Annotated in this window: 26 protein-coding genes and 1 tRNA gene; 2 read left to right on the top strand and 25 right to left on the bottom strand. The window is 63.0% G+C overall.

Features of this window, described 5'->3' with window-relative positions; genetic code table 11:
* Nucleotides 1-213: 213 nt before the first annotated feature.
* The 9 genes from AAC645_RS10630 to AAC645_RS10670 form a co-directional block, all read right to left on the bottom strand.
* A complete protein-coding gene (locus AAC645_RS10630) occupies nucleotides 214-390 on the bottom strand; it encodes a hypothetical protein (protein ID WP_340315866.1) in 177 nt (58 codons plus the stop codon).
* Nucleotides 387-1,151, bottom strand: a complete 765-nt coding sequence (locus AAC645_RS10635) for an MBL fold metallo-hydrolase (protein ID WP_340315867.1) — start codon at nucleotides 1,149-1,151, stop codon at nucleotides 387-389. Before AAC645_RS10635 ends, AAC645_RS10630 begins: the two co-directional genes overlap by 4 nt.
* Nucleotides 1,148-1,924 (bottom strand): TatD family hydrolase, encoded by a 777-nt coding sequence (locus AAC645_RS10640; protein WP_340315869.1) that lies wholly within the window; start codon nucleotides 1,922-1,924, stop codon nucleotides 1,148-1,150. Before AAC645_RS10640 ends, AAC645_RS10635 begins: the two co-directional genes overlap by 4 nt.
* The gene (gene metG, locus AAC645_RS10645) at nucleotides 1,924-3,483 is read right to left on the bottom strand and encodes a methionine--tRNA ligase (RefSeq protein ID WP_340315972.1); all 1,560 of its coding nucleotides are present in this window, start codon (nucleotides 3,481-3,483) and stop codon (nucleotides 1,924-1,926) included. Before metG ends, AAC645_RS10640 begins: the two co-directional genes overlap by 1 nt.
* Nucleotides 3,484-3,606: 123 nt before the next feature.
* Nucleotides 3,607-4,578 carry a DNA polymerase III subunit delta' gene (locus AAC645_RS10650; protein ID WP_340315871.1) on the bottom strand — a complete coding sequence of 324 codons (972 nt, stop codon included), beginning with the start codon at nucleotides 4,576-4,578 and terminating at the stop codon, nucleotides 3,607-3,609.
* Complete coding sequence (gene tmk, locus AAC645_RS10655; RefSeq protein ID WP_340315873.1) at nucleotides 4,575-5,201, bottom strand: dTMP kinase; 627 nt, start codon at nucleotides 5,199-5,201, stop codon at nucleotides 4,575-4,577. Before tmk ends, AAC645_RS10650 begins: the two co-directional genes overlap by 4 nt.
* Before the next feature lie 4 nt (nucleotides 5,202-5,205).
* Nucleotides 5,206-6,381 (bottom strand): D-alanyl-D-alanine carboxypeptidase family protein, encoded by a 1,176-nt coding sequence (locus tag AAC645_RS10660; protein ID WP_340315973.1) that lies wholly within the window; start codon nucleotides 6,379-6,381, stop codon nucleotides 5,206-5,208.
* A complete protein-coding gene (locus AAC645_RS10665; RefSeq protein ID WP_340315875.1) occupies nucleotides 6,381-7,301 on the bottom strand; it encodes a septal ring lytic transglycosylase RlpA family protein in 921 nt (306 codons plus the stop codon). The genes AAC645_RS10660 and AAC645_RS10665 overlap by 1 nt, the downstream gene beginning before the upstream one ends.
* Nucleotides 7,285-8,403, bottom strand: a complete 1,119-nt coding sequence (locus AAC645_RS10670; RefSeq protein ID WP_340315974.1) for a lytic murein transglycosylase — start codon at nucleotides 8,401-8,403, stop codon at nucleotides 7,285-7,287. The genes AAC645_RS10665 and AAC645_RS10670 overlap by 17 nt, the downstream gene beginning before the upstream one ends.
* Nucleotides 8,404-8,525: 122 nt before the next feature.
* Between AAC645_RS10670 and AAC645_RS10675 the strand changes: the two genes are divergently transcribed.
* Nucleotides 8,526-8,615: transfer RNA gene (locus tag AAC645_RS10675), tRNA-Ser, on the top strand.
* Nucleotides 8,616-8,951: 336 nt separating this feature from the next.
* Here the strand turns inward: AAC645_RS10675 and AAC645_RS10680 are convergent.
* Nucleotides 8,952-9,560 carry a hypothetical protein gene (locus tag AAC645_RS10680; RefSeq protein WP_340315877.1) on the bottom strand — a complete coding sequence of 203 codons (609 nt, stop codon included), beginning with the start codon at nucleotides 9,558-9,560 and terminating at the stop codon, nucleotides 8,952-8,954.
* A gap of 6 nt (nucleotides 9,561-9,566) precedes the next feature.
* Entirely contained in the window at nucleotides 9,567-9,932 is a 366-nt protein-coding gene (locus tag AAC645_RS10685; protein ID WP_340315879.1) for a hypothetical protein, read from the bottom strand.
* A gap of 147 nt (nucleotides 9,933-10,079) precedes the next feature.
* On the opposite strand from AAC645_RS10685, the gene AAC645_RS10690 reads away from it, so the two are divergent.
* The gene (locus tag AAC645_RS10690) at nucleotides 10,080-10,877 is read left to right on the top strand and encodes a hypothetical protein (RefSeq protein ID WP_340315881.1); all 798 of its coding nucleotides are present in this window, start codon (nucleotides 10,080-10,082) and stop codon (nucleotides 10,875-10,877) included.
* Between the two features lie 13 nt (nucleotides 10,878-10,890).
* Here AAC645_RS10690 and AAC645_RS10695 read toward each other — a convergent pair whose 3' ends face one another.
* The 14 genes from AAC645_RS10695 to rpsB all read right to left on the bottom strand — a co-directional run bounded on the left by AAC645_RS10695 (nucleotide 10,891) and on the right by rpsB (nucleotide 23,587).
* Nucleotides 10,891-11,775: a class I SAM-dependent methyltransferase gene (locus AAC645_RS10695; RefSeq protein ID WP_340315882.1), complete on the bottom strand. Its 885-nt coding sequence runs from the start codon at nucleotides 11,773-11,775 to the stop codon at nucleotides 10,891-10,893.
* A complete protein-coding gene (locus AAC645_RS10700) occupies nucleotides 11,772-12,140 on the bottom strand; it encodes a VanZ family protein (protein WP_340315884.1) in 369 nt (122 codons plus the stop codon). The genes AAC645_RS10695 and AAC645_RS10700 overlap by 4 nt, the downstream gene beginning before the upstream one ends.
* Nucleotides 12,141-12,209: 69 nt before the next feature.
* Complete coding sequence (rpmE, locus tag AAC645_RS10705) at nucleotides 12,210-12,440, bottom strand: 50S ribosomal protein L31 (protein WP_340315886.1); 231 nt, start codon at nucleotides 12,438-12,440, stop codon at nucleotides 12,210-12,212.
* A 172-nt stretch (nucleotides 12,441-12,612) separates the two neighbouring features.
* Nucleotides 12,613-13,086, bottom strand: a complete 474-nt coding sequence (fabZ, locus tag AAC645_RS10710) for a 3-hydroxyacyl-ACP dehydratase FabZ (protein ID WP_340315887.1) — start codon at nucleotides 13,084-13,086, stop codon at nucleotides 12,613-12,615.
* Between the two features lie 10 nt (nucleotides 13,087-13,096).
* Nucleotides 13,097-13,738, bottom strand: a complete 642-nt coding sequence (locus tag AAC645_RS10715) for an OmpH family outer membrane protein (RefSeq protein WP_340315888.1) — start codon at nucleotides 13,736-13,738, stop codon at nucleotides 13,097-13,099.
* Complete coding sequence (gene bamA / locus AAC645_RS10720) at nucleotides 13,738-16,377, bottom strand: outer membrane protein assembly factor BamA (protein ID WP_340315975.1); 2,640 nt, start codon at nucleotides 16,375-16,377, stop codon at nucleotides 13,738-13,740. The genes AAC645_RS10715 and bamA overlap by 1 nt, the downstream gene beginning before the upstream one ends.
* Before the next feature lie 103 nt (nucleotides 16,378-16,480).
* Nucleotides 16,481-17,614 carry an RIP metalloprotease RseP gene (gene rseP, locus AAC645_RS10725; RefSeq protein WP_340315889.1) on the bottom strand — a complete coding sequence of 378 codons (1,134 nt, stop codon included), beginning with the start codon at nucleotides 17,612-17,614 and terminating at the stop codon, nucleotides 16,481-16,483.
* Nucleotides 17,611-18,774, bottom strand: a complete 1,164-nt coding sequence (locus AAC645_RS10730) for a 1-deoxy-D-xylulose-5-phosphate reductoisomerase (RefSeq protein ID WP_340315891.1) — start codon at nucleotides 18,772-18,774, stop codon at nucleotides 17,611-17,613. The genes rseP and AAC645_RS10730 overlap by 4 nt, the downstream gene beginning before the upstream one ends.
* The gene (locus AAC645_RS10735; protein ID WP_340315893.1) at nucleotides 18,771-19,577 is read right to left on the bottom strand and encodes a phosphatidate cytidylyltransferase; all 807 of its coding nucleotides are present in this window, start codon (nucleotides 19,575-19,577) and stop codon (nucleotides 18,771-18,773) included. The genes AAC645_RS10730 and AAC645_RS10735 overlap by 4 nt, the downstream gene beginning before the upstream one ends.
* Nucleotides 19,578-19,583: 6 nt before the next feature.
* A complete protein-coding gene (locus AAC645_RS10740; RefSeq protein WP_340315894.1) occupies nucleotides 19,584-20,330 on the bottom strand; it encodes an isoprenyl transferase in 747 nt (248 codons plus the stop codon).
* Nucleotides 20,327-20,884: a ribosome recycling factor gene (gene frr, locus AAC645_RS10745; RefSeq protein ID WP_340315895.1), complete on the bottom strand. Its 558-nt coding sequence runs from the start codon at nucleotides 20,882-20,884 to the stop codon at nucleotides 20,327-20,329. Before frr ends, AAC645_RS10740 begins: the two co-directional genes overlap by 4 nt.
* Before the next feature lie 2 nt (nucleotides 20,885-20,886).
* A complete protein-coding gene (gene pyrH / locus AAC645_RS10750) occupies nucleotides 20,887-21,609 on the bottom strand; it encodes a UMP kinase (RefSeq protein WP_340315896.1) in 723 nt (240 codons plus the stop codon).
* Between the two features lie 181 nt (nucleotides 21,610-21,790).
* Nucleotides 21,791-22,714: a translation elongation factor Ts gene (gene tsf / locus AAC645_RS10755; RefSeq protein WP_340315897.1), complete on the bottom strand. Its 924-nt coding sequence runs from the start codon at nucleotides 22,712-22,714 to the stop codon at nucleotides 21,791-21,793.
* A 117-nt stretch (nucleotides 22,715-22,831) separates the two neighbouring features.
* Nucleotides 22,832-23,587, bottom strand: a complete 756-nt coding sequence (gene rpsB / locus AAC645_RS10760; protein ID WP_340315899.1) for a 30S ribosomal protein S2 — start codon at nucleotides 23,585-23,587, stop codon at nucleotides 22,832-22,834.
* Nucleotides 23,588-23,715 lie beyond the last annotated feature (128 nt).

Genomic DNA, 23,715 nt, shown 5'->3' on the forward strand with positions numbered 1-23,715 from the left:
AACGCAGCAACAAGCGCCATCTCAACGCCCATTCAGCGGGCGGACCGATTAGATAATGGCTCATCGCCACCGCCATCACAAATGCGTCCTCCTGTAGACAGGAGAACTATGCCAGCGACGTCGGCGAAACGACGCTAGGGAGTGTCATTTCTATCTAGCGCTTTCCCACGCATAGTCCGATAATATATATTATGTTAAATCGGAGGCGCATACTCAGCTGCTTTTGGGCATCGCCATTACGACAACGGTCACCACCGCGATGATCACGATCCACAGCAGCGCCATCAGCAGCATCCTGTTCCGAGGCGTGCGATCCCGCGCGAGCCGGGGCAGCACCAGCGAAAGCATAGCCGCGATTGCGACGCAGCCGACCAGCTGATCAGACGTCACAGGTGCGCCTCCAGCCCGTCATAGCCCGGTTCGACGCCATCGGGCAGCGACGCGCGCAGACGAGCATAGTCCATCGAATGATCCATATGCGTCAGGATTGCGCGTGCGGGTCGGCATGTCGCGATGGCATCGAGAGTCTGGGCCAGATGGGTGTGGGTCGGATGCGGCCGTTCCCGCAAGGCATCGACCACCCAGATGTCAACAGCTGCGAACATGTCGATCATATCACTGGTAACTTCATGAAAATCTGTCGAATATCCGATAGACTTGCCATCGCAGTCGAAGCGGAACCCAATGCTGAAGATGTTGCCGTGGGGCTGGACCACGTAGCGGACCCGGAGATCGCCGAGCTGCATATCCTTGTGCAGCACATGCGTCTCCACCGTCGGCGGATAACCGTCGCGACCTTCGAACACATAGCTGAAGCGCTGCTTGAGCTGCGCCATGGTCTCGGCGACCGCATAGCCAGGCACTGGAGCCCGCCGCGCATGGAAGATCTGCCGGACATCGTCGATGCCATGGCAGTGATCGGCATGGTCATGGGTCCACAGGATCGCGTCGAGAACACCGCGGTCGGCGTCGAGGAGCTGCTGGCGCATGTCCGGCGTGGTATCGACCAGGATGCTGGTGGTGGCGCTTTCGACCAGGATCGAGGCGCGAGTCCGCCGATTGCGCGGGTCCTGGGGATCGCAATCGCCCCAGTCATTACCGATCCGCGGCACCCCCGATGACGTACCGCACCCGAGAATGCGGAGCTTCATGGGCGAGCTTTCGTGAACAATGCAAAGAAATTAGCGCTCGTCCTTCGAGCAAGATCGTCGATGTCCCAGTCGAGCTCCTTCGCCAGAACGCGCGCCGTGTCGGCCACGAACGCCGGCTCGCATGGCTTGCCCCGATGCGGCACCGGAGCAAGGAAGGGGCTGTCGGTTTCGATCAGCAGGCGGTCGTGCGGGATGAGGCGGGCCGTCTCGCGCAGATCAGCAGCGTTCTTGAAGGTCACGATACCCGACAAGGATATCGAAAAGCCGAGATCAAGCATCGCGCGGGCGAGATCGGCACTGCCGGTGAAGCAGTGGATGACCGCGGTGAAAGCCCCCTTCCCCATTTCGTCATCGAGGATGGCAATCGTATCCGCCTCTGCATCGCGGGTATGAACGATCAGCGGCAGCCCCGTCTCGCGTGCGGCGGCGATATGGCGGCGGAAGCTGCCCCGCTGCCGTTCGCGGTCCGACTTGTCATAATAATAGTCGAGCCCTGTCTCGCCGATTCCGACGATCCGCGGATGCGCTGCCTTATCGACCAGCAGCGTCGTCTCGATATCTTCATGGGTGTCGGCATCGTGCGGATGGATGCCGACGCTCGCCCAGACATCGGGTTCGCGCTCGGCCGTCTCCAGTACGGCACCCCATTCGGCGGCGCGGGTCGAAATATTGAGCATGGTTGTCACGCCCGCCGCGCGCGCGGCCGCCAATACTTCCTGCTGGCGTTCTGCGAGGCCGGTATAATTCAGGTGACAGTGGCTGTCGACGAACATCAGGCCTCGATTTCCTCCAGTTCGAGCCGCGGGAACAGTGGCACCGGCTGCGCGATCTTGTAGCCCGAAGTCCGCAAGGCGTCATACCAGGCCTGATCCTCGATGGCCGCGAAATCGCGGCCATCCGTCGCGATGCCCATCTGGTCGAGCAGCTTGCCGGCACTATCGGGAATAATCGGGAGGATCGCGATGGCAAGGTCTCGGATCACGGAGAACAGGGTGCCGAGCACCGTCTTCATCCTTTCGGGATCGCTTTTGCGCAGCGCCCAGGGCGCCTGGCCGTCGACATATTGGTTGCAGGCGAACACCGCCTTCATCCACGCCTCGATACCGACTGAAAAGGCGAGCTGCTCGAAGGCCCGCGGCGTTTCGTCGAGGCAGGCGGCGGCGACCGCGCGGACCAGCGCCGCATCCTCTTCATTCCGGTCGAGTGCCGGCAATTCGCCATCGAGATTCTTGAAGATCATCGAGAGCGTACGCTGCGCTAGGTTGCCGAAACTGTTGGCCAGCTCTGCATTGCAGCGGTTGACGATCGCCTCATGGCCATAGCTGCCATCCTGGCCGAAGCTGACCTCGCGCAGCAGGAAGTAGCGCAGCTGATCGACGCCATAGCGTTCGGCCATTGCCCTGGGATCGACGACATTGCCGACAGACTTCGACATCTTCTCGCCGCGATTGAGCAGGAATCCGTGGCCGAACACCTGTTTGGGCAGCTTTATTCCAGCGGACATCAGGAAGGCCGGCCAATAAACCGCATGGAAGCGGACGATATCCTTGCCGATCAGATGGAGATTGGCCGGCCAATAGCGATCCAGGGTCTCTCCACCATCAGGATAGCCAAGTCCGGTCAGATAGTTGGTCAGTGCGTCGACCCAGACATACATGACGTGGCCCGGACTGCCCGGCACCGGCACGCCCCAATCGAAGCTGGTGCGCGAGATCGACAGATCGCTGAGCCCGCCGGAGACGAAGCTCATCACCTCGTTGCGGCGGCTTTCCGGGCGGATGAAGTCGGGCTGGTCGCGATACAGCCCGAGCAATCGCTCCTGATAGCTGGACAGGCGGAAGAACCAGCTCTCCTCAACTGTCCACTCCACCGGCGTGCCCTGTGGCGACAGCTTCGTCTCGCCATCCCCCGCGACCAGTTCCTTCTCGTCGTAGAAGGCCTCGTCTCGCACCGAATACCAGCCTTCATAGCGATCCAGATAGAGGTCGCCATTGGCCTCCATCGCTCTCCAGAGCGCCTGGCTCGCGGCGTAGTGCTCGGCCTCGCTGGTGCGAATGAAGCGATCATAGGAAATATTGAGAAGATCATCCATCTCTTTGAAATGAGATGCCATTTCATCTGCCAATGCGCGTGGCTCGATATCGCGCGCGCGCGCCGCTTGCGCCATCTTGAGGCCATGCTCGTCGGTACCGGTCTGGAAACGGACGTCGCGGCCCATCGAGCGCTGGAACCGCGCGATGGCATCGGCGGCGATCGCCTCATAAGCGTGGCCGATATGCGGCCGGCCATTGGGATAGCTGATCGCCGTGGTGATATAATAGGGTGTCGACATGCGCTCAGCCATTAGGGACGCCAGCTACTATCCGCAACGGCGGTAATCGTTCCCGCCGGTCGCGCGACGGCGGAGTTGAGGTCGCGAAGCTCCACGGGACTCCGGCCTCCGCCGGAATGACGATTATTTGCCAGGTGCCAGTCTCGCCAGCAGCGTCGCCAGCTCGAACACCGTCGTCGACTGATCGAGCGACAAATGGACGGCGCTTTCGCCGACGCGCCGCGCCTCCTCCCACAGCGCGATGGCATTCGCCAGCGCCTGCCCCTCGCGTTTCCGCGCCTCGGCGGCGATCCTGGCCGGAACGCGATCGAGATAGGCTTCGTAGCGAGCCTGGGCCGCCTTGGTGCCGAGTTGCTTCGCCAGCGCCGCGCGGACCGCGTTGGTGGGGTCGCCCTCCCCGACGAGCCGGTCTATCGCGGCATCGAGCGTCCCGATGTCCAGGCCTGCAAAACCCAGCGCGCGGCCGGGCGATCCTTCGCCCACCGCAACCAGCGCTTCGATTTCGTCGCGCGGTTCCTCCGGCAGCAGGCGCTGGAGCGCGAGCAGCATCTGATCGCCGCTTAGCGGACCGAAACGCAGGAGCCGGCAGCGCGAGCGGATGGTCGGCAGCAGCTTGCCAGGCGCATGGCTGACCAGCAGGAAGACCGTGCCGGCGGGCGGTTCCTCGAGATTCTTGAGCAGCGCATTGGCGCCATTGCGTTCCAGGTCGTCGATCGCATCGATAATCACCACCCGGCGCGGCGACAGGCTGGGCGTAGTCGCGAACAGACCTTGAAGCGACCGCACCTGTTCGATGTTGATTGATCGCGCCAGATCGTCGGACTTATCCTTGGTCAGGCGGGCCAGGACGCGCAGGTCGGGATGGCTGCCGGCGCGGATATAGCGCGCTACCGGATGATCCTCGGGCGTTTCGAAGCCAGGCAGATGGACGCGCGGCCCCGCTGCATCGGCGAGAAGCCGGGTCGCTGCCTGAAGCGCGAAGCTCGCCTTGCCGACGCCTTCCGGGCCGGTCAGCAGCCAGGCATGATGGAGCCGCCCGGAGTCCGCTGCATCGCGAAAGGCGGCGATCTGGCTGTCATGGCCTAGGAGCTTCACGGCAGCAGATCCGACAACGCATCGAGTAGGCGGGTGGTGACCTCTTCGGGCGTGCCTTCCGCGGACACAAGCCTGATTCTCTTCGGCTCGGCCTGCGCGAACTGGCGGAAGCTCGCTGCAACCCGGTCGTGGAAGCCCCCGTCCCGCTTTTCGAAACGATCGCTCAGCCCGATGCCTGCGACCGCCTGTCGATAGCCGGCGTCGTAAACCGGCATGTCCAGCAACAGCGTCCGATCGGGCAGGAGATCCTTGCTGCCGATCTGATGCAGCGTCCGGATCGCGTCGGCACCAAGCCCGTCAGCTCCCCCCTGGTAAGCCAGCGAGCTATCGAGGAAACGATCGCAGATCACCCATTTACCCACGTGAATCGCCGGCAGGATCGTCTTTTCGACATGGTCCGCGCGCGCCGCCGCGAACAGCAGCGCCTCGGCCCGCGAGCTCCAGCGATCGCCTTCGCCCTCGAGCAGCAGCGCGCGGATCGCCTCCGCGCCGGGGCTGCCGCCTGGCTCGCGTGTCTCGATCAGGTCGATGCCGCGTCCGCGCAGGGCCGCGGCGAGTGCGCGGGCCTGGGTGGATTTCCCGACCCCTTCCCCGCCCTCCAGGGTGATGAACTTGCCGGCCACGGCCTCAGGCGAGGCCGAACAGCCAACGCAGCCCGGCCATGACTCTGTCGAAGAAGCCGGCCGTGCCGATATCCTTGTCGGCGACGAGCGGGAGCTTTTGCGGCACCATATCGGGCCCGGTGACGACCAGGTCGGCGATGTGATCGCCAGCCTTGAACGGCGCCTTGATCGGTCCCTGATAGACCACCTTGGTCTTCAGGTCCGATCCCAGGCCGGCCGGAATGGTGACCGTCAGGTTTTTCGGGGCGACCAGGCCCACCTCGCGTTCGTCGCCGAGCTGAACCTCGGCGGTCTGGACTTTGCGGCCCTTGGCGACGAGCGGCTTGGCCTGCCAGGCGCGGAAGCCCCAGTTCATGAAAGTGACGGACTGGTCGATCCGCTCGTTGAACGAGTGCAGCCCCGACAGCACCATCACCAGCCGTCGGCCATTCTGCTCGGCCGAGCCGGTGAAGCCATAGCCGGCCTCCTCGGTATGACCGGTCTTGAGTCCGTCCGCTCCGGCGACGCGGCCGAGCAGCGGATCGCGATTGGCCTGGGTAATCGCCGTGCCGCTACCCATCGTCTTGCCCCAGGTGAAATTGGGGCGGCTGTAGAAGGTCTTGTAGAGCTTGGGGTGCTCCTCGATTGTCTTCTCGGCCAGCGTCGCGAGATCGCGCGCTGTGACATAGGTGACGCCTGCGTCAGGCCAGCCGTTGGAATTGCCGAAATGGCTGTTGGTCAGTCCCATTTCCTGGGCGCGCCGGTTCATGAGCGCGGCGAAAGCCGGTTCGGTGCCCGAGATATGCTCGGCAAGCACGACGCAGGCATCGTTGCCGGAGAGCGTCACGATTCCGAACAGCAGGTTGGCGATGCTGACCTGCTCGCCCGGCGACAGGAACATGGTCGAACCGGCCGCGGGGCCGTGCCACTGCTTCCAGGTCTCGGGACGAACTGTCGCCATCGCATCGAGCTTTAACTCGCCCTTCTCGATCAGGTCGAAGGCGACATAGACTGTCATCATCTTGGCCATCGACGCCGGCGGCATGCGCTGGTCGGGATTTTTGGCGTAGAGAATCGCGCCCGATGACAGGTCCTTCATGAACGCGACCGGTGCGGGAGTATCGAAGACCGGCGCAGCAGCCTTGGCAGGCAGTCCGGCTAGCAGGAAAAGCGCGGGAATAAGGGCGATCGGGCGGCGCATCATTGTGGAATCGTTCCCTCTGGAATCTTGCTGTTGCTGGGGATCAGGACCAGCCTGGCATCCTGATAGCCGTCCGACCGGACCTGCGCCAGCGCGCTTGTCGCCTCCGCCTCGCTCTTATAGGGCCCCATCCGCACGCGCCATAACGCGCCCACCGGCTCGATCCGTCCGGCGATCATCTCGGCGATTTCCTCTGCCCTCTCGCGCAGGCCGACGGCCGTCACCTGGATGAACCATCCGCCGACCGGCACGGCTGCATCGGGTATAGCGGCCGCGACCCGCGGCGGCGCAACCGGATCGGGCGCACGGAGGGCGAAGCGCTGGTTGAGCAGCGCGAGCTCACCACCGCTGGCATTGGGCCGTGCCGAGGCCGGGCGCCCCCAGCGCAGCGCCAGCCGATCCGAATCGGCCGGAAATACGCGGCGGACGCGGACCCGCGACACACCGGCCCGCTCGATGCCCAGCAACTGCGCCGAGCGTCGCGACAGATCTATGATGCGATTGGTGACGAAGGGGCCGCGATCGTTGATACGCACGACAATCGTGCGGCCGGTATCGAGCGCGGTCACCTCGACATAGCAGGGCAAAGGCAGGGTCTTGTGTGCCGCGCCGACCCGATCCATGTCGAACAGCTCGCCATTGGCGGTCTGGCCGCCATGGAATTGCGCGCCATACCAGGATGCTAGTCCGACTTCATCATAGCCGGTGGCATCGGCGGGATAATACCATATGCCGCCGACCTGATAGGCTTTTCCCAGCTTGACCGGCGTGTCGGAGGCGGGGCCGCTTGGCTTTGACGGCGGGAAGACGCGGCCCGGCTTGTGGCGCGGCCGGCCGGATGGATGCTCGGGCGGTGATAGTCCGCAGCTCGCCAGCAGCAGGGTCAGCGCCAGTGCGGCGAACCTACTGGACGATCGCATCGCCGAGCAGGCCCACCGACAGCGCGTAGAAGTTCGAGCAGTTATAATCGAGGATCGAGCGATAGTTGGTCGTGAGCAGATAGGCGGTCCGTCCGTTGCCGTCCGGCTCGATCAGGGTCGCCAGCTCGTCCTCGGCCGGCACCCGCCCGCTCAGCATCGTCAGGCCCCTGTCGCGCCATTCGGAGACGGTCAGCCAGCGGCTCTGCCGCGCGAACACCCGCGGGCACCGCGGCGACGACAGCGGCGAGCGGATCGCGGCCCGGTCGATGCCATCGGGGACACGGACGGCGACGCCCCACGGCACGCCCGGCTTCCACCCCGCATCCTTCAGATAGTTGCCGATCGACGCCAGCGCATCCGGTTCGCTGCGCCAGATATCGACCTTGCCGTCGCGATCGCCATCGGTGCCGAGCCGAAGATAGACGCTCGGCAGGAACTGCGGATAGCCGGTGGCGCCTGCCCAACTGCCCTGCAGCTGCGCCCGCGGCACACCCTGCTGGAGCAGCAGCATTGCATTGAGGAACTCGTCGGCAAACAGCTCCCGGCGGCGTCCTTCGAAAGCAAGCGTGGCGAGCGAACTCAACAGATCGAAATTGCCGGTGAAGGTGCCATAGCCGGTCTCATGACCATAGATCGCAAGCATGATCTGCTCGGGCACCCCGGTCTTCTGCTCGATCGACAACAGCAGCGGGCGTAGCGAGCCATAGCGCGAGCGACCCATGCCGATCCGCACCGCATCGACGTGGCTGGCGAGGTACGGCGCAAAGTCCGGGGGGTTGACTACGGTGGCAGGCGTCGCCCCCGGCTGCGCGCGGTCGAGCCGCACCACGCGCGCGCTGAAGTTCAGTGTCGGCAGGGTCGCATCGAACAATGTCGGGGTGATCCCCATGGCCAGCGCGCGCGGCCGTAGGCCTGCCACGTACGCGCGCATCAGGCTGTCCTGCGAGGGCGCCGCTGGCGCGGGAGCGTCGCTGACCTGCGCCGCATCGTCGGGCGCCTGCCCCTCGCCGGCAATCGTCTGGGCAATCGAAGGCGCTCCAGCGGCGGCGATCGCCATCATCGTCATGGCCGCGACCGCGATACGCAACAGGCTTGGCATTATATCCCCTTTGTTCGCGATCTGCTTGCCACAGCTTCGACCGGTGGTGAAATGCTTTGATCGCGCCGCTTGCACGAAAGGCCGCACCGGCGATATGGGGCGCTTCCGCTCGGATGTTTCGATGCGGAGAGGTGGCCGAGTGGTTTAAGGCAGCGGTCTTGAAAACCGCCGATGGTGCAAGCTATCCGTGGGTTCGAATCCCACCCTCTCCGCCATTGTTGGGTTAAGCGGTTGATGTCTAAGAAACATCGGAAATTCGCCAGTTTCTAGCGGTAGACCCGCTACAAACTGGTGCTACAAATGCGCTTGATGACATATGTTCGAAAAACCAGCGACGGCGGATATGAAGTGCGCATTGTCGTGCCCGCCGAATTCCGCGAGGCGCTGGGTAAGGCTAATCTCACTCAGCGGCTCGGGCGCGTCTCGAAATCCGAACCGTGTTGATGCTAATGTCGCGGTATGCCCCTGCCGCCAATCGATCTGGACCAACCTCTACCGAACTGCTCCGCACGGCTACAAATAGCGGGGACGCCGATTAGGCTCGCGGGGAGCTAACCCTCGGTCGGAAAGTCTTCCAACTTCCAACCCGGTTGCGGATTTGGGAAGAAGGTGTAGCCCTTGTAATATGATGCAAACTGGCCTTGCCGCCGAAGCATCTGCCACATCTTCCGGTGGCCGGTGACCAACCGCACATTCGCGGCTTTGGCCCTTGCCGACATCGAAGCGCAGTCGTCGCGGTCTCTGTAGACCGCGTCCCTGTGAGCCTTGAATTTGTCGAAATCGAAGTCGGCAAAGTGCATGTAGGCTTCTACGGGCGTGAGGCCGGGAAGATCGCGTTCTTCCAGATCAGGCATAGTCACAGCTTTTCCGATGCTATCCTGATAATGTGGCAGCACCAGCAGGCAGGCTGTGAAGGCGTCCACCACCGGCTGCGACGGTGTGTTCGCAATGGCGTGTAGCAAGGCATAGTAGAGGTTGCGCTTAGGATAAGGGAGAAGGCGGGTATCTCGGATGAAGTCGCGCCCTAATTCATTATCGTCAAGCCATGCGGCGAAGCCATAAGCCATACGCATCTTGCCAGCGCGAACGCAGGCGTCTTGTTCGCGCGAGCGGACAATGAACGCCTGCCTTTCCTCTTCCGTCTTAAATGTCAGCCGCACGGGCCTTCACTCCACGCTGAACTTCGTCACCGATCGAATATCGCCAGCCATGAATGGGTTCTCCCACGGCGAGCGTCCGCCCGTATGGAAGATGATATAGGGGTGGCTGGGAAAGATCGCTGCAATCACGGTGGCATCCACAACCGGCGTTTCCTTCCACACCTTTTTTGGCATCATCTTGCCTTTGACGCCTCGCATTGAACGGCCAACCGTCGCGGTCCAGACGATCCCGTTATGTCCGAAGGTCACCGAATAAACCCGGTCGCCAAGTGCGGGCACGCCACACCTGCCATGTTCCGCCATATGGGCATAGGCGGCTTCCTGTTCGTCGGACCGGATTTCCGGGACGAAGAAGGCGGGTGGCTTCTCCATATCGGTAGCTTAACGAATCGGAAAACTAATCACCATGGAAAGTTCGTGACTTGGAAGGTTCGCAGTAAGCCCGCTGACAGACAGTGCACTCGCGGCTCGCTCATGCGAAGCTGGACGGCATATTACCGGCGAAATAGCGGTGGATTGATGAGCGACGAGGAAATTACGAAGCAGCGTTCGTTCTTGGAGGAAGGGCTTCAACGCATCGGCCCTAAGCTGCCGGGGGCTGTCCGTTATCGGCTTGAGAACTGCCTCGACCATTTTTCAAAGGCGCTCGAAATCCTCGATATCGACCGGGCGATGGCATCGTTCCGTGCTATCACCGGTGAAGAAGAAGCCGCAACCGCGCTGATGCGAGCAATCCAGTTTCGGCAATATCCCAACGCAAGGTCATTCAGCGCACGCAATCACGTTCACAAGGCGGCCGTTGGGGCGTGTATTGCGGCCATAGGGCTCGACATACGCCAAGCCCTTCAGAGGTTCCAGCTAACCTTTAATTTCGACGTGCCCCGGATCGATATCAGCGTCCCTATCGCCACATTCGGCGTCGTGATGCCCGAGGGTGAGGAATATTTTCTACAACCCGTCGAGCCGCTGTCGATCGTTCACACGAAGCCCGGCAAAGAACGGTCCAACCTGTTTGAGGATAACTTGGTCAACCTTGCGGAACGGACCCGCTTCGAAAACATCAAGAAGCTGGTCGCTTCGCAAGCAAACGCTCGAAACACCCTACTCTATGCGGGAGATACAAGCCTCCCCATTAGTCGTGCAACCATGAACGATCTGTTGGTTCGGAAGGATCGAGCAATGGGAGCGCTAATTTTGTCGATCATGATCCTGCAATCCAAGGAACATCAGCCGCTTGTCTGCGACGCCATAGATGCATTTTTAAGTGTGATAGCGCGTCTGCCACGGACGAAGGAGAACGATCAATCCGAGGCATAAGATGTGCTCCCCATTACCACTGCAACCTGCTACACAGCCACCTCAGAAACTGACGCATTTCCGGTCGTTTCGATTGACGGTGAATAGTCCCAACCGCTCCGCCACTTTCCGATTTGCGCAGCATCAGTTCGATATAAGGCGCGATCAGGCCCGGAGGGCAGTTTGTCAGCTTGCTGAGCAACGCATAGATTTTGCCAGCGATCGGGACACCGCCGTGGATCGCTCGCCGCGCGGCGAGCCAATTGCCGCCGCCCTCCTCACAGAAACGCCCTCGCAGGCCGCGCATCAGCAGCCATGGGGACAGGCCGCGTTGCAGGACGCGGCCTGTGAGGCGGTCCACGGCGCGCGGCAGGTAATTGACCAGCCATCGTCCGGAATGGCGTTCCCGCAACGCGAGCCTGCTCGCGGTGCCGCAGATGAAGAGGCGCCCGCCGGGCCGCAATAGCCGGTGCAGTTCGGCGAGGACGGCGTCGAGCCGCGCTGGATCGACATATTCGAGAACGCTGTTGGCGATGACGAGGTCGAAGCTGGCGTCGGCCAGGGGCAGGTCCTGCCCTGCCGGAACATGGCGCACAGCTCCGGCCAGGCGGTGGCGCTGCAGATTGGCCCCGGCGATTGCTACGAGCGCCGGATCGATATCTATGCCGGTCACCCGCGCGCCGAGGGCGGCGAGCACCACGGCGGAACCGCCGACGTTGCAGCCGAACTCGAGCACATCGCGATTCGCGGCCTCGACCCCGTAGGCCCGGAGCGCGAGGCGGAGATGGTCCCATTCATAATCGGCGTAGCCGCCGACCCAGCGGTCGGAGGGGTCGAGGCGGGCGGCGCAGGCCACCCGTTCGAAAAGCCGCTGGGCCGCGCCTTCGGGGTCGAAGGCGGGGCGCGGCGGAACCGTCATACGGCGAACAGGATCGGGAAGCGCTTTTCAAGCAGTGCGGCCACACCCATCGCTACAAGAATCGCTGCGCTGTCGGCGACCCAGTCCCACACACTCGCATCGCGGCCGATGAACGGCATCGCCTGGCTGAACTCGATAAACGCGCCGAACAGCGACAGGCCCGCACCCAGCAGCCAACCAGGGCGCGCCCGATAGGCGACTCGCCCGAGCAGGGTCAGCACGAGGAAGGCGGCAATGTGATCGGTCTTATCGCTGCCGCCCAGCGATGGCGCTTCATCGCGTGGCGCGATGGCGAACAGATAGACGATCAGCATCACCGTCCAGAAGATCGGCAACCGATAGCGGCGATAAAGCGTCAGAACCATGAAAGCCCCAAAATGAAAATGGCCGGGCAATGCCCAGCCATATCCATTGCCCCAAGCAGGACGCCAGGCTTATTTCTTGCCGAGCGTCAGTCCGCCGAAGCGCTTGTTGAAGCGAGCCACCTGGCCGCCGGTGTCGAGCAGGCCGGACTTGCCGCCGGTCCAGGCTGGGTGCACCGAAGGATCGATGTCGAGCTGGAGCGTGTCGCCTTCCTTGCCGTAGGTCGAGCGGCTGTCATAGACGGTGCCATCGACCAGCTGCACCTTGATCCGATGATAATCGGGATGGATATCTTTCTTCATGTCTTCTGGCTCCGAGAAAAAGGCTGGTTTCCGACCAGCCGGAGAAGCGAAGCGCGGCCACTACAAGCTAAGCCGCGACAAGGCAAGCGTTGCGCTATCGCGAAGATGGTGAGCAGTGCCTGGGCGCGCTCCCGATCGGGGCGACTATTGGATAATCGGGAGGAGCGGCGCGTCAATCCTTCGGAGGATCGGCAATCATGGCCGTGAAGTTCGCCTGTGCCGCCAGCTTGTCGCCGACATAGGCCTTGCCTTCGAACTTGCAGACGCTGGCACGTTTCTGGACGAACGCGACATCGAGGCGGAGCAGCACGCCAGGTTCGACCGGTGCGCGGAACTTGGCGTCGTCGATCGCCATGAAATAGACCAGCTTGCCCGAGCCGGCGAGGCCGAACGTCTCCACCGCCAGCACGCCGGCGGCCTGCGCGAGCGCTTCGACGATCAGCACGCCCGGCATGATCGGGCGGCCCGGGAAATGCCCCTGGAAGAAGCTCTCGTTGATCGTGACCGCCTTCACCGCCGAGATCCGCTCATCGACCACCAGCTCCTCGACGCGATCGACGAGGAGCATGGGGTAGCGATGCGGCAAAGCCGCCATGACCCGCCGGATATCCAGCGGGCCAAGCGTGGTGCGGACTGCTTCGCTCATCGACGGTCGATCAGCGTCCTGCGGGAGCGGCAGCGGCCTGCTCGGCCTGGCCCGGCTGCCAATTGGCCGGCGGGGTGATCGACACGCTGGGAACCAGCGCATTGAGTTGGGTCACCACATCGAGGGTCATGTCCGATCCGCCCTGAACCGCCACGACGGCGTCGGGAGACAGCACGATTCCGACGCGCTTCGCAGCCATCGCCGCCTTCAGCGCCTGCTCGACCTTGCTGCCGATCTGCTCCTTCACATAGGCTTCGGGACGCGCGAAGGGCATCGTCAGGCGCTGCAGCTCATTCTGTGCGGCCTGCCCGCGCGCCTGGAAGGCGTTGATCTTGGCCTCGAGCGTCGCCTTGGGCGTTGCAGGGTTGCGCTGGAGATTTTCGATCTCGGTCCGCAGCGGCGTAAGCTCGCTCTGAATTGCGGTCTGCCGGGTCTGGAAGGCGGTGATCTGCGGCTTGTAGGTTGTCTGAATCTGGCCCACCGCTGCCTTATAGGCGGCGGAATTGGCAACGGCAGCGTCGAGGTTGACGACCGCAACACCCGTATTCACCGCCGCCGCAGCTGCCGGCGTCGCGGCCGCCTGCGCATGCGCTGCCATCGGCATGAACGACACGCCAGCCGCAAGCGCGGCAATCTTCAAAAGCGATTTCATCAGAACTGTGTCCCTACGTTGAATGTGAAGAGTTTGGTGTTGTCGCCCTTTTCCTTGAGCAGGACCTTGGCGATGTCGAGCCGGAAGGGGCCAAATGGCGAGTTCCAGTTTACGCCGAAGCCCACCGAGAGGCGCGGCTTTGGGGAGTCACCGAAGAAAGCTTCCTTATAAGGCGTGATTTGCTGGGTATACGGAAATGCCGTCACCGTGGTGCTAGTCGTCAAAGGTGTTGAATCTTGAATACTGGGATCTCGATTATAGTATAGTGGGTGGCCCTTGCTATCGGTCAACTGACGCACAAACGGCGTACAATTGGTTGGCGTATTCGGAGCCACCGAGCAGCCATCGCTTAGCGCCGGTGTCTTTACGCCGAACACGGCGCCGACATCCATGAAGATGGAGGGCCGCAGACCGAGTTCGCGCGCACCATTACCAAGCGGCAGCTCGAGTTCCAGCCGCCCCTTATAGTAGGTATCACCGCCCAGGGCGTCGTCGATAGAGTTGTTGTTCCCGGTTTGCAGCACTGGCGCGCCGGGGACGGTAACATCATATTGTTGGCGGCGAACTCGCGGACCGACGCCGCGGATGCCGAAGCCGCGCATTTCCGGTTCGCCGAGATAGAAGCGATCAGTCAGGCGGACGTCCTGGCCGATGCCCTTGATATAGCCGCCCTCGATGCCGGCCGAGAACACGAAGCCGCCGCCGAAGCCCCAATATTTGGTCGCTTCAACCGAAGTCTTGACATAGCGGACCTCGCCGCCGAGACCGGCGAAATCCTGACTCAGCACGGCGCGCTGGCCGCGGGTCGGGCGGAGCCGGTTGTTAAGGTTGTCGAACACCAGCGAATAGCCGACCGAGGAGGTCAGCCGCTTGCCGATTGCCTCGCACAGATAGCGGCCGGCGATGAGCGGGTCGCAGGCGCCGTTGGTGTAGAAGGTGAATTTGTTCAGCGAAACATCGTCATAGCTGAGGCCGTAGCGGACAGCCATGGTGATGAACTCGGTCAGCGGCACGCCCGCGCGTAGCTGGAAGCCGGTGGTCGCCTGCTTGTAGGTGGTGTTGCGATCGCTACCGTTGAAATTGAACGAGTTATAGTCGCGTCGAAACAGGTCGACGCCGACGGCGATGTTCTTGTCGAACACATAAGGTTCGGTGAAGCCGAGTTCGACTGATTTCGAATAGGTCGAATAACTGACGCCGGCGCGGAGCTCCTGGCCCTTGCCCATGAAGTTGCGTTCACGGATCGACAGGTCGACGATGAATTTCTCGAGGCTGGAATAGCCCGCGGACACCTGAAGTTCGCCAGTCGATTTTTCTTCGACATTAGCCTCCAGCACGACTCGGTCGGGCGCAGATCCAGGCTTCTGCTCGATCTCGAACTTGTCCTGGAAGAAACCGAGCGACTGGATACGATCGCGCGACCGCTTGACCTTGAAGCTGTTGAACGCGTCGCCCTCGGCCAGGCGGAATTCGCGGCGGACGACCTTGTCCTTGGTGTGCGTGTTGCCGTTGATGTCGATCCGCTCGACATAAACGCGCGGCGCCTGGTTGATCTTGAAGACGACGCCCATCGTCTTGCTGTCCTTGTCGCGATTGAAATCGGGACGGACATCCGGGGTGAAGCCGAACAGGCCGGTCACTTCGGTAATACGGTCGACCGTGTCTTCGACCTGCTTGGCGTTGTACCAGTCGCCCTTCTTCATCGGCAGCAGATATTTGAACTTGTCGGCCTTGATGTCGCGAATCTCGCTTTCGAGGTCGACATCGCCGAATTTGTAGCGGTCGCCTTCCTCGACGACATAGGTGATGATGAAGTCCTTGCGGTCCGGCGTGAGCTCGGCGACGGCCGAAACCACGCGGAAATCGGCGTAGCCGTTGGTCAGATAATACTGCCGCAGCTTCTGCTGGTCATAAGACATGCGATCGGGATCGTAGCTGGTGCCCGACGAGAAAATCTTGGTCAGACCCGTCTGCTTGGTCGCCATTTCGCCGCGCAGGCGGCCATCCGAGAATCTCTCGTTGCCGATGATGTTGATCTTGCGGACCTTGGACTTGTCGCCCTCGTGGATCTCGAAGATGATGTCGACGCGGTTCTGGTCGAGCAGGACCATCTTCGGCTCGATCGTCGCGGCGAAGCGGCCCTGGCGGCGGTAGAGTTCGATGATGCGGTTAACGTCGGCGCGCACCTTCGAGCGGGTGAATATCTGCCGCGGCGCCAGCTTGATCTCGGGGTTGATCTTCTCCGCCTTCAGCCGTTTGTTGCCCTCGAGCACGATCCGGTTGATCACCGGGTTCTCGCGCACCTGCAGGGTGATATTACCGGCGCCGTCATCGCGGATCTGAACGTCCGCGAACAATTCGGTCTCGTAAAGATCCTTCAACGCCTGATCGAGCGCTTCGCGGGTGTAGGGCTCCCCAGGCGCCAGCTTGACGTAGGAGCGGACCGTGTCCGGCTCGAGACGCTCCGAACCAGCGACATTGACGGTCTTGATGATGCCCGATCCCGCGGGCGCTGCCGCGGCGGCAGGCGGCTGAGGGGCGGCGAGCGCCGCCGCAGGCGCAGCGGGCTCTCCGACCGTCTGGGCCATCACCGGTTGTGCCATGCCGCCGAGCATCGTGCCGACGAGGAGCGCCGGCATGAGCCGCGCCCGATTGATGTTCGCCGTCGCCGTCACGCGTTCCCCGCCTTAATAGAATCCGTCCGCTCATCAGGGAGCGTGCGCCTGCACTGCCCCAACAAGCTCAGCCGATCAACCCGGCAAGCCTCTTGAGGGCGCCCAGCGACAGAATATCGTTCAGCGTTACGAAGATCATGAACGACAAAAGCACCGCCAATCCCGATCGGAACGCCCATTCCATCGCGCGCTCCGGCACCGGCCGGCGCGCAATTCCCTCGAAAAGGTAGAAGACCAGATGTCCTCCATCGAGCATTGGGATTGGCAACAGGTTGATGAATCCCAGATTAATCGAAATGAGCGCCATCAACATGACGAAGTTGAGAAGGCCCAGGGACGCCTGCTGGCCGGACACCTGGGCGATCTTGATCGGACCGCCCAGTTCCTTGACCGAACGGCGGCCGGTGACGATCTGGCCGAGGGTGTCGACCATGGTCCGGACGATGCCGAATGTCTGGCGGGTCGCTTCGACAGGCAGTTGGATCAGCGGGACGGGTTCGATCACCTGCTCCCCGGACATCACCCCGATCGAGCCCTTGCGGAACTCGTTCCCGAACCGGTCCCGCTCGATGGCAGCCGCGGTGGTGACATAGACCGTCCGCCGCTCGTGATCGCGAGCGACCCTGAGACGCAACCGTTCGTCCGGACGGAATCGGATCATTTCAGCGAGTTCGTCGAAGGTGTGAACTGGCCTGCCTGCTATCGACACCACGCGGTCACCGGGCTGCAATCCAGCCCTGGCGGCCGGCGAATTGGCCATGACTGCAGAGATCACCGCCGGCGTCCTCGGCACGCCATAGGCCGCGAAGAACGCCATGAAGATGCCGATCGCGACGAGGAAATTCGTCAGAGGACCGGCAAAGACGATGAAGAAGCGCTGCCAGACGGACTTGGCCTGGAAGGTCTGTGCCCGCTCCGCGTCCGGGAGCGCGAGCCATTCCGCGGTGGGTTGGCTTGCCGGATTCATGTCGCCAGCGAACTTCACATAGCCGCCCATCGGCATCCAGCCGAGCTTCCACCGGGTGCCGCGCGAATCGGTATAGCCGGCGATTTCCCGGCCGAACCCGATCGAGAAGGTGTCGGCCTTCACGCCACAGAGGCGTCCCGCTAGATAATGGCCGAGTTCGTGGACAAAGATCAGTGGCCCGATAACAAGCAAAAAAGCTAGTATAGTAAACGGGATGCCTGGGTTATCTGTCACGCTGTGATAATCTCCATAGCGGCCCTCGCGGTGGCGCGGGCGCCGGCATCGATCGCAAAGACATCATCGAGCGACCCAGGTATCGGCGGATCGTAGCGTTCCAAGGCTTTGCGCACGATTAACGCGATGTCGAGGAAACCGATCCGTCCTTCCAGAAATGCTGCGACCGCGACCTCGTTGGCCGCATTCAGGATTGCGGGACGCGCGCCGCCGGCGGCGAGAACCTCGCGCGCGATGGCAAGCGCGGGGAAGCGATCGAGATCAGGCGCGCTGAAATCGAGCCGGCCGACCATGGCCAGATCGAGCGGCTTGCACGGCGTCGCCATGCGCTGCGGCCAGGCGAGGCTATGCGCAATCGGCGTGCGCATGTCGGGCGTGCCCAGCTGGGCCAGCACCGAGCCGTCGATATAGTCGACCAAAGCATGAACGACCGACTGCGGATGGATGATCGCGTCGAAGCCCTCCACCGGCAACGGGAACAGGTGATAGGCTTCGATGAGCTCGAGCCCCTTGTTCATCAGCGTAGCGCTATCGACCGAGATCTTCGCGCCCATCGACCAATTGGGATGCTTTACAGCCTGGGCCGGCGTCGCGGCGCGCATCGCCTCGATACTCCAGTCGCGGAAAGGGCCGCCGCTGGCGGTGAGCGTCACCTTGCGGATGCTGCCCGGCGCGGCATGGTCGAAGCATTGGAACACGGCGTTATGCTCGGAATCCACCGGAAGCAGCGTCGCGCCATGGACCTCGGCCGCCTTGGTCATAAGCGCGCCGGCAGAGACCAGCGATTCCTTGTTCGCGAGGGCCACCGTCCCACCGGCATTGAGCGCCGCCATCGCTGGTTTGAGGCCAGCGATCCCGACGATCGCCGCCATGGTCCAGTCGGCGCCGAGCGACGCCGCGTCGATGATCGCCTGCTCGCCGGCGGCGACGCGTGTCGCGGTGCCCGAAAGAGCCTCCTTGAGCGTCGCATACAGCGAAAGGTCCCCGATCACGGCCAGCCGAGCATTTGTACGCCGCGCGGCATCGGCAAGGCCGGCAACGTCGCGTTGGGCGGTCAGCGCCGCCACCTCGAATCGCTCCGGCTCGCGTTCGATCAGGTCGAGCGTCGAGGTGCCGATCGAGCCGGTCGCGCCGAGGATCGCCACGCTGCGCGCCGTCATAACAGCCCCGCCGCGACGCCCGCCGCCACCAGCACGGCAACCGGCACGACGCCGTCGAGGCGGTCGAGCACGCCGCCATGCCCAGGTAGTATCTTGCCGCTGTCCTTCACGCCGGAGCGACGCTTGAGCCAGCTTTCAAACAGATCGCCCATCTGTGCGGCCACCGCCAATGGGGCGCCGGCGATCCAGCAGAACAGCGGCAGATCTCCGGCTGAAGCGATACCGGCCCCGGCGACCAGCGCCGCGGCCATGCCGCCGACCAGCCCGGCCCAGGTCTTGTTCGGGCTCAGCGCGGGCGCAAGCTTCGGGCCGCCGATCGCCCGTCCGGCGAAATAGGCGCCGATGTCCGTCGCCCAGACGACCACCAGCGTCCACAGCGCGAGAGTCAGCCCCTGCCCCGGCTGCTCACGCAGGAAAACCAGCGCGATCGCCGGGACCACGGCATAAAGCAATCCCGCGCCTAATCGTGCTCGAAAGGTGATGACGGCAAGCAGGATCGCGCCGAGCCCGGCGAGGTCCAAAGTCTGTGCGATGAGGCGGTCCTCATAGGCGGCGAGCTTGGCCGCATCGGTGAAGGCCAGCGCCACGCCCATCATGGCAGCTGCGAGCACCGCCCCAAGAACGGTTTGCCACCGGGTGGCTCTCGCCATCGCGGCCCATTCGATCATCATCAGGACCGCGAACAGCGAGGCTAGCCCCCAGAAGGCGACGCCGCCGAGCCAGAGGGCTGCCAGCGCGATGACGATCATCGTCAGTCCCGACAGGACGCGCAGCTTCAATTCGGAGTCCGTAGCCTGTGCCATGGGTACCTATCGTCCGCCGAACCGGCGCTCCCGCGTACCGAAATCGGCGATGGCGGCCGCAAGGGCCTTGCCGTCGAAGTCGGGCCAGAGCGTGTCGACAAAGAGCAATTCGGCATAGGCCGCCTGCCACAGCAGAAAATTGGAGAGCCGCCGCTCGCCCGAGGTGCGGATCAGGAGATCGAGCGGCGGCAGATCGCTCGTATCAAGGCGCGCCTCGATGGCCGCGGCATCGATATCGCTAGGGCAAAGCCTTCCGGCACCCACCTCCATAGCGATCTCGCGCATTGCGCGAACCATTTCATCCTGCGCGCCATAGTTGAGCGCCAACACGAAATCGAGCCGGCGGTTGTCCTTGGTGCGTTCCACGCCGTCGCGAACCAGGTCTATCAGATCGCCCTCGAGCCCGCTGATGTCGCCGATGGTGCGCAGGCGGATGCCATTGCGATCGAGTTCGTCGACCTCCTTGCGGAGATAATGGCGCAACAGTCCCATCAGGTCCGACACTTCTTCGGTCGAGCGGCGCCAGTTCTCCGAAGAGAAAGCGTAAAGGGTGAGCGCCTGAAGCCCGAGATCGGCCGCGGCCTTCACGGTCGTGCGGACAGCCTCCGCCCCGGCCTTATGGCCTGCCACGCGAGGCAGGAAGCGGCGCTTCGCCCAGCGCCCGTTGCCATCCATGATGATCGCGACATGGCGCGGACCGCTGCTCGTGGCGGCGACCGCATTGGCGACGGAGCTGGCCGAGAGGCCTTTCACTTGCCGAGGATTTCCTTTTCCTTGGCGCCGGCTGCGGCGTCGATCTCTGCGATGGTGCTATCGGTCAGCTTCTGTACCTCGACCTCGCGGCGCTTGCGTTCATCCTCGCTGATCACACCCTTCTTCTCGTCAACCTTGAGGCTATCCATTCCGTCACGGCGGACATTGCGGGCCGCCACGCGCGCCTTTTCGGCATATTGGCTCGCGAGCTTGGCCAACTCCTTGCGGCGCTCCTCGGTCAGGTCCGGGATCGGGATGCGCAGCGTTTGGCCATCCATGATCGGATTGAGGCCGAGCCCGGCCGAGCGAATCGCCTTGTCGACGGGCCCGACATTGGACTTGTCCCACACCTGCACCGAGAGCATGCGTGGTTCCGGGGCGGTGACGGTGGCGGCTTGGTTGAGCGGCATCTGGCTGCCATATATCTCGACCGTCACCGGATCGAGCAGGTTCACCGACGCCCGGCCGGTGCGCAGGCCGACCAGATCGCTCTTCAGCGATTCGACGGCTCCGTGCATGCGGCGTTCGAGATCGGCCTTGTCGTATGCGGGCATGTTTACCTCTCCTGGTTCTGAACGATCGTGGCGGTGCCCGAACCAGCAAGCACCTTGGCCAGATTGCCCTGCTCGCGGATGTTGAATACCACGATCGGAATGTTGTTGTCGCGGCACAGCGCGACGGCGCTTGCGTCCATAACCTTCAGGTTGTCGGCAAGAACGCGGTCGAAGGTGACGGTGTCGTAGCGCGTGGCGGTTGCGACCTTCTTCGGATCGGCGTCATAGACGCCATCGACGGACGTACCCTTGATCAGGGCATCGCAGCCCATTTCGGCGGCGCGCAGCGCGGCGGCGCTGTCGGTGGTGAAATAGGGATTGCCGGTGCCGGCGGCGAATATCACGATACGGCCCTTCTGGAGATGCCGTTCGGCGCGCCGGCGGATGAACGGTTCACACACCGTGCTCATCGGTATCGCCGATTGCACCCGTGTATCGACACCAATCTGCTCGAGCGCATTCTGCACCGCCAGCGCGTTCATCACCGTGGCGAGCATGCCCATATAATCGGCGCTCGTCCGATCGAAACCCTTGGCTGCAGCAGCCAGTCCACGGAAGATATTGCCGCCGCCGACCACGAGGCAAAGCTCGTAATTCGCTGCGACGTCGGCGATCTCTTTGGCAACGCGGGCAACGGTATCGGGATCGATCCCGAAATGCCCCTGACCCATCAACACCTCGCCCGACAGCTTCAGCAGGATACGGTTGAAGCGTGGTCGGTCCATAGGTTGGGATCTCATGCGTTACAGGAAGCGATGGGCACCTTAGGGGCAGGTTACAAGCCTGCCAAGCGCCAGCGCGCTTTCAAGGCGGATGGTGACATCCGCCGGCTTGGAAAGCCGGTTGCTCAATAAAAAGCCCGCCCTCCGGCTTGAAAAGCAGGAAGGCGGGCCTCGTTCGAGCGCGTTAGCCCTTGGCAGCCGCCGCGACTTCAGCGGCGAAGTCGCTGGTTTCCTTCTCGATGCCTTCACCGAGCTGGAAGCGGACATAATCCTTGAGCGTGATCGAGCCGCCGGCGGCTTTCGCCGCGTTGGCCACGACCTGCGCAATGGGGGTCTTGTTGTCGATCACGAAGACCTGGCTGAGCAGCGCATTTTCCTTGCGGAACTTGGCGACCGCGCCCTGGACCATCTTTTCGACGATCTCGGCCGGCTTGCCCGATTCGGCGGCCTTCTCGGCAGCGATCGCGCGCTCGCGCTCGATCACGGCCGGGTCGAGCCCGTCCTCGGTCAGCGCGTGCGGGAAAGCGGCGGCGATGTGCATCGCGATCTGCTTGCCGAGCGCTTCCATGGCCTCGGTCGGGGCATCGCCCTCGAGCGCGACGAGAACGCCAATCTTGCCGAGGCCCGGCGATACCGCGTTGTGGACGTAGGACACGACAGCGCCCTTGGACACTTCAACAATCTTGGCACGGCGCAGCGTCTGGTTCTCGCCGATGGTGGCGATGTTGGAGGTCAGCTTCTCGCTGACACTGCCACCACCGGGATAGCCCGCTGCGCCGAGCGCCGCGACGTCCTCGCCCGTGGTGAGTGCAAGCTTCGAGACGGTGCGGACGAAATCCTGAAACTGCTCGTTCTTGGCAACGAAATCGGTTTCCGAGTTAACCTCTACAGCCGCGCCGCGAGTACCCTCGACGGCTACGCCAACCAGACCCTCGGCCGCAGTACGGCTGGACTTCTTGGCGGCGGTGGCGAGACCCTTGGTGCGCAGCCAATCGATGGCGGCGTCCATATCGCCGTTGTTCTCGGTCAGCGCCTTCTTGCAATCCATCATGCCGGCGCCCGACTTCTCGCGCAGGTCCTTCACGGCAGCAGCGGTGATCTCCGCCATATTCTTCTTCCTTCTTGCTTACGGGACGGGGGAAGGAGCGTTGCCACCCCTACCCCCGCGCGTTCTCGACTGAGGCCGAGACATGTTCATGACAACGGCCCGGCAGGCCGTGCCGGATCAGTTCGCCAGAGCCTGCTCGACAGGCGGCTCGGCAGCGGCGCCAAAGTCTTCGCCGCGCGACTGGCGCGCGTCGTTGCCACCGCGGGTCGCCGCTTCGGCGATCGATTCGCAGTACAGACGGATGGCGCGAGCCGCATCGTCATTGGCTGGCACCGGAAAGGCGATGCCGTCGGGGCTGACGTTCGAGTCGAGAATCGCGACGACAGGGATACCGAGCGTGTTCGCTTCCTTGATCGCAAGCTCTTCCTTGTTGGCGTCGATCACGAACATCACGTCGGGGATGCCACCCATGTCGCGGATCCCGCCGAGCGACAGCTCGAACTTGTCGCGCTCACGCGTGAGCTGAAGGACTTCCTTCTTGGTCAGGCCGTGGGTGTCGCCCGACAGCTGCTCCTCGAGCGCCTTGAAGCGCTTGATCGACATCGAGATTGTCTTCCAGTTGGTGAGCATGCCGCCCAGCCAGCGATGGTTGACATAATGCTGGCCCGAACGGCGCGCGGCCTCTGCAATCGGCTCCTGCGCCTGGCGCTTGGTGCCGACGAACAGGACCTTGCCACCATTCTGGACGGTCTGGGCGACGAACTCGAGCGCGCGTGCGAACAGCGGCACGGTCTGCGAGAGATCGATGATGTGAACGCCGTTGCGATCGCCGAACAGATACGGCTTCATCTTCGGATTCCAGCGGTGAGTCTGGTGACCGAAATGTGCGCCGGCATCGAGCAATGCCTGCATGGAGACGGTGGGAGCCGCCATAGGATTTTCTCCTTACCCGGTTGAACCTCTGTGGGGCGGTAACCGGGAAACCCGGCACCGGATTATGTGCCCCACATGTGGAATGCTCGCGCCTCTATGCGAGCCGACATGCAAAATCAAGGCTTGAC

Source organism: Rhizorhabdus argentea (genome assembly GCF_037861105.1).
Classification (GTDB): Bacteria; Pseudomonadota; Alphaproteobacteria; order Sphingomonadales; family Sphingomonadaceae; genus Rhizorhabdus; species Rhizorhabdus argentea.

Excerpts from the sequence above, each read along its gene's own strand:
- tsf (WP_340315897.1), bottom strand. The coding sequence starts at position 22,714 with ATGGCGGAGATCACCGCTGCTGCCGTGAAGGACCTGCGCGAGAAGTCG.
- pyrH (WP_340315896.1), bottom strand. The coding sequence starts at position 21,609 with ATGGACCGACCACGCTTCAACCGTATCCTGCTGAAGCTGTCGGGCGAG.
- AAC645_RS10735 (WP_340315893.1), bottom strand. The coding sequence starts at position 19,577 with ATGGCACAGGCTACGGACTCCGAATTGAAGCTGCGCGTCCTGTCGGGA.
- metG (WP_340315972.1), bottom strand. The coding sequence starts at position 3,483 with ATGTCGACACCCTATTATATCACCACGGCGATCAGCTATCCCAATGGC.
- rpmE (WP_340315886.1), bottom strand. The coding sequence starts at position 12,440 with ATGAAGAAAGATATCCATCCCGATTATCATCGGATCAAGGTGCAGCTG.
- fabZ (WP_340315887.1), bottom strand. The coding sequence starts at position 13,086 with ATGAGCGAAGCAGTCCGCACCACGCTTGGCCCGCTGGATATCCGGCGG.
- AAC645_RS10640 (WP_340315869.1), bottom strand. The coding sequence starts at position 1,924 with ATGTTCGTCGACAGCCACTGTCACCTGAATTATACCGGCCTCGCAGAA.
- AAC645_RS10665 (WP_340315875.1), bottom strand. The coding sequence starts at position 7,301 with ATGCGATCGTCCAGTAGGTTCGCCGCACTGGCGCTGACCCTGCTGCTG.
- AAC645_RS10730 (WP_340315891.1), bottom strand. The coding sequence starts at position 18,774 with ATGACGGCGCGCAGCGTGGCGATCCTCGGCGCGACCGGCTCGATCGGC.
- AAC645_RS10635 (WP_340315867.1), bottom strand. The coding sequence starts at position 1,151 with ATGAAGCTCCGCATTCTCGGGTGCGGTACGTCATCGGGGGTGCCGCGG.
- AAC645_RS10700 (WP_340315884.1), bottom strand. The coding sequence starts at position 12,140 with ATGGTTCTGACGCTTTATCGCCGCTATCGGTTGCCGATCTTCTGGACG.
- AAC645_RS10715 (WP_340315888.1), bottom strand. The coding sequence starts at position 13,738 with ATGAAATCGCTTTTGAAGATTGCCGCGCTTGCGGCTGGCGTGTCGTTC.
- bamA (WP_340315975.1), bottom strand. The coding sequence starts at position 16,377 with ATGCCGGCGCTCCTCGTCGGCACGATGCTCGGCGGCATGGCACAACCG.
- rpsB (WP_340315899.1), bottom strand. The coding sequence starts at position 23,587 with ATGGCGGCTCCCACCGTCTCCATGCAGGCATTGCTCGATGCCGGCGCA.
- AAC645_RS10695 (WP_340315882.1), bottom strand. The coding sequence starts at position 11,775 with ATGACGGTTCCGCCGCGCCCCGCCTTCGACCCCGAAGGCGCGGCCCAG.
- AAC645_RS10660 (WP_340315973.1), bottom strand. The coding sequence starts at position 6,381 with ATGCGCCGCCCGATCGCCCTTATTCCCGCGCTTTTCCTGCTAGCCGGA.
- AAC645_RS10685 (WP_340315879.1), bottom strand. The coding sequence starts at position 9,932 with ATGGAGAAGCCACCCGCCTTCTTCGTCCCGGAAATCCGGTCCGACGAA.
- frr (WP_340315895.1), bottom strand. The coding sequence starts at position 20,884 with ATGCCCGCATACGACAAGGCCGATCTCGAACGCCGCATGCACGGAGCC.
- AAC645_RS10690 (WP_340315881.1), top strand. The coding sequence starts at position 10,080 with ATGAGCGACGAGGAAATTACGAAGCAGCGTTCGTTCTTGGAGGAAGGG.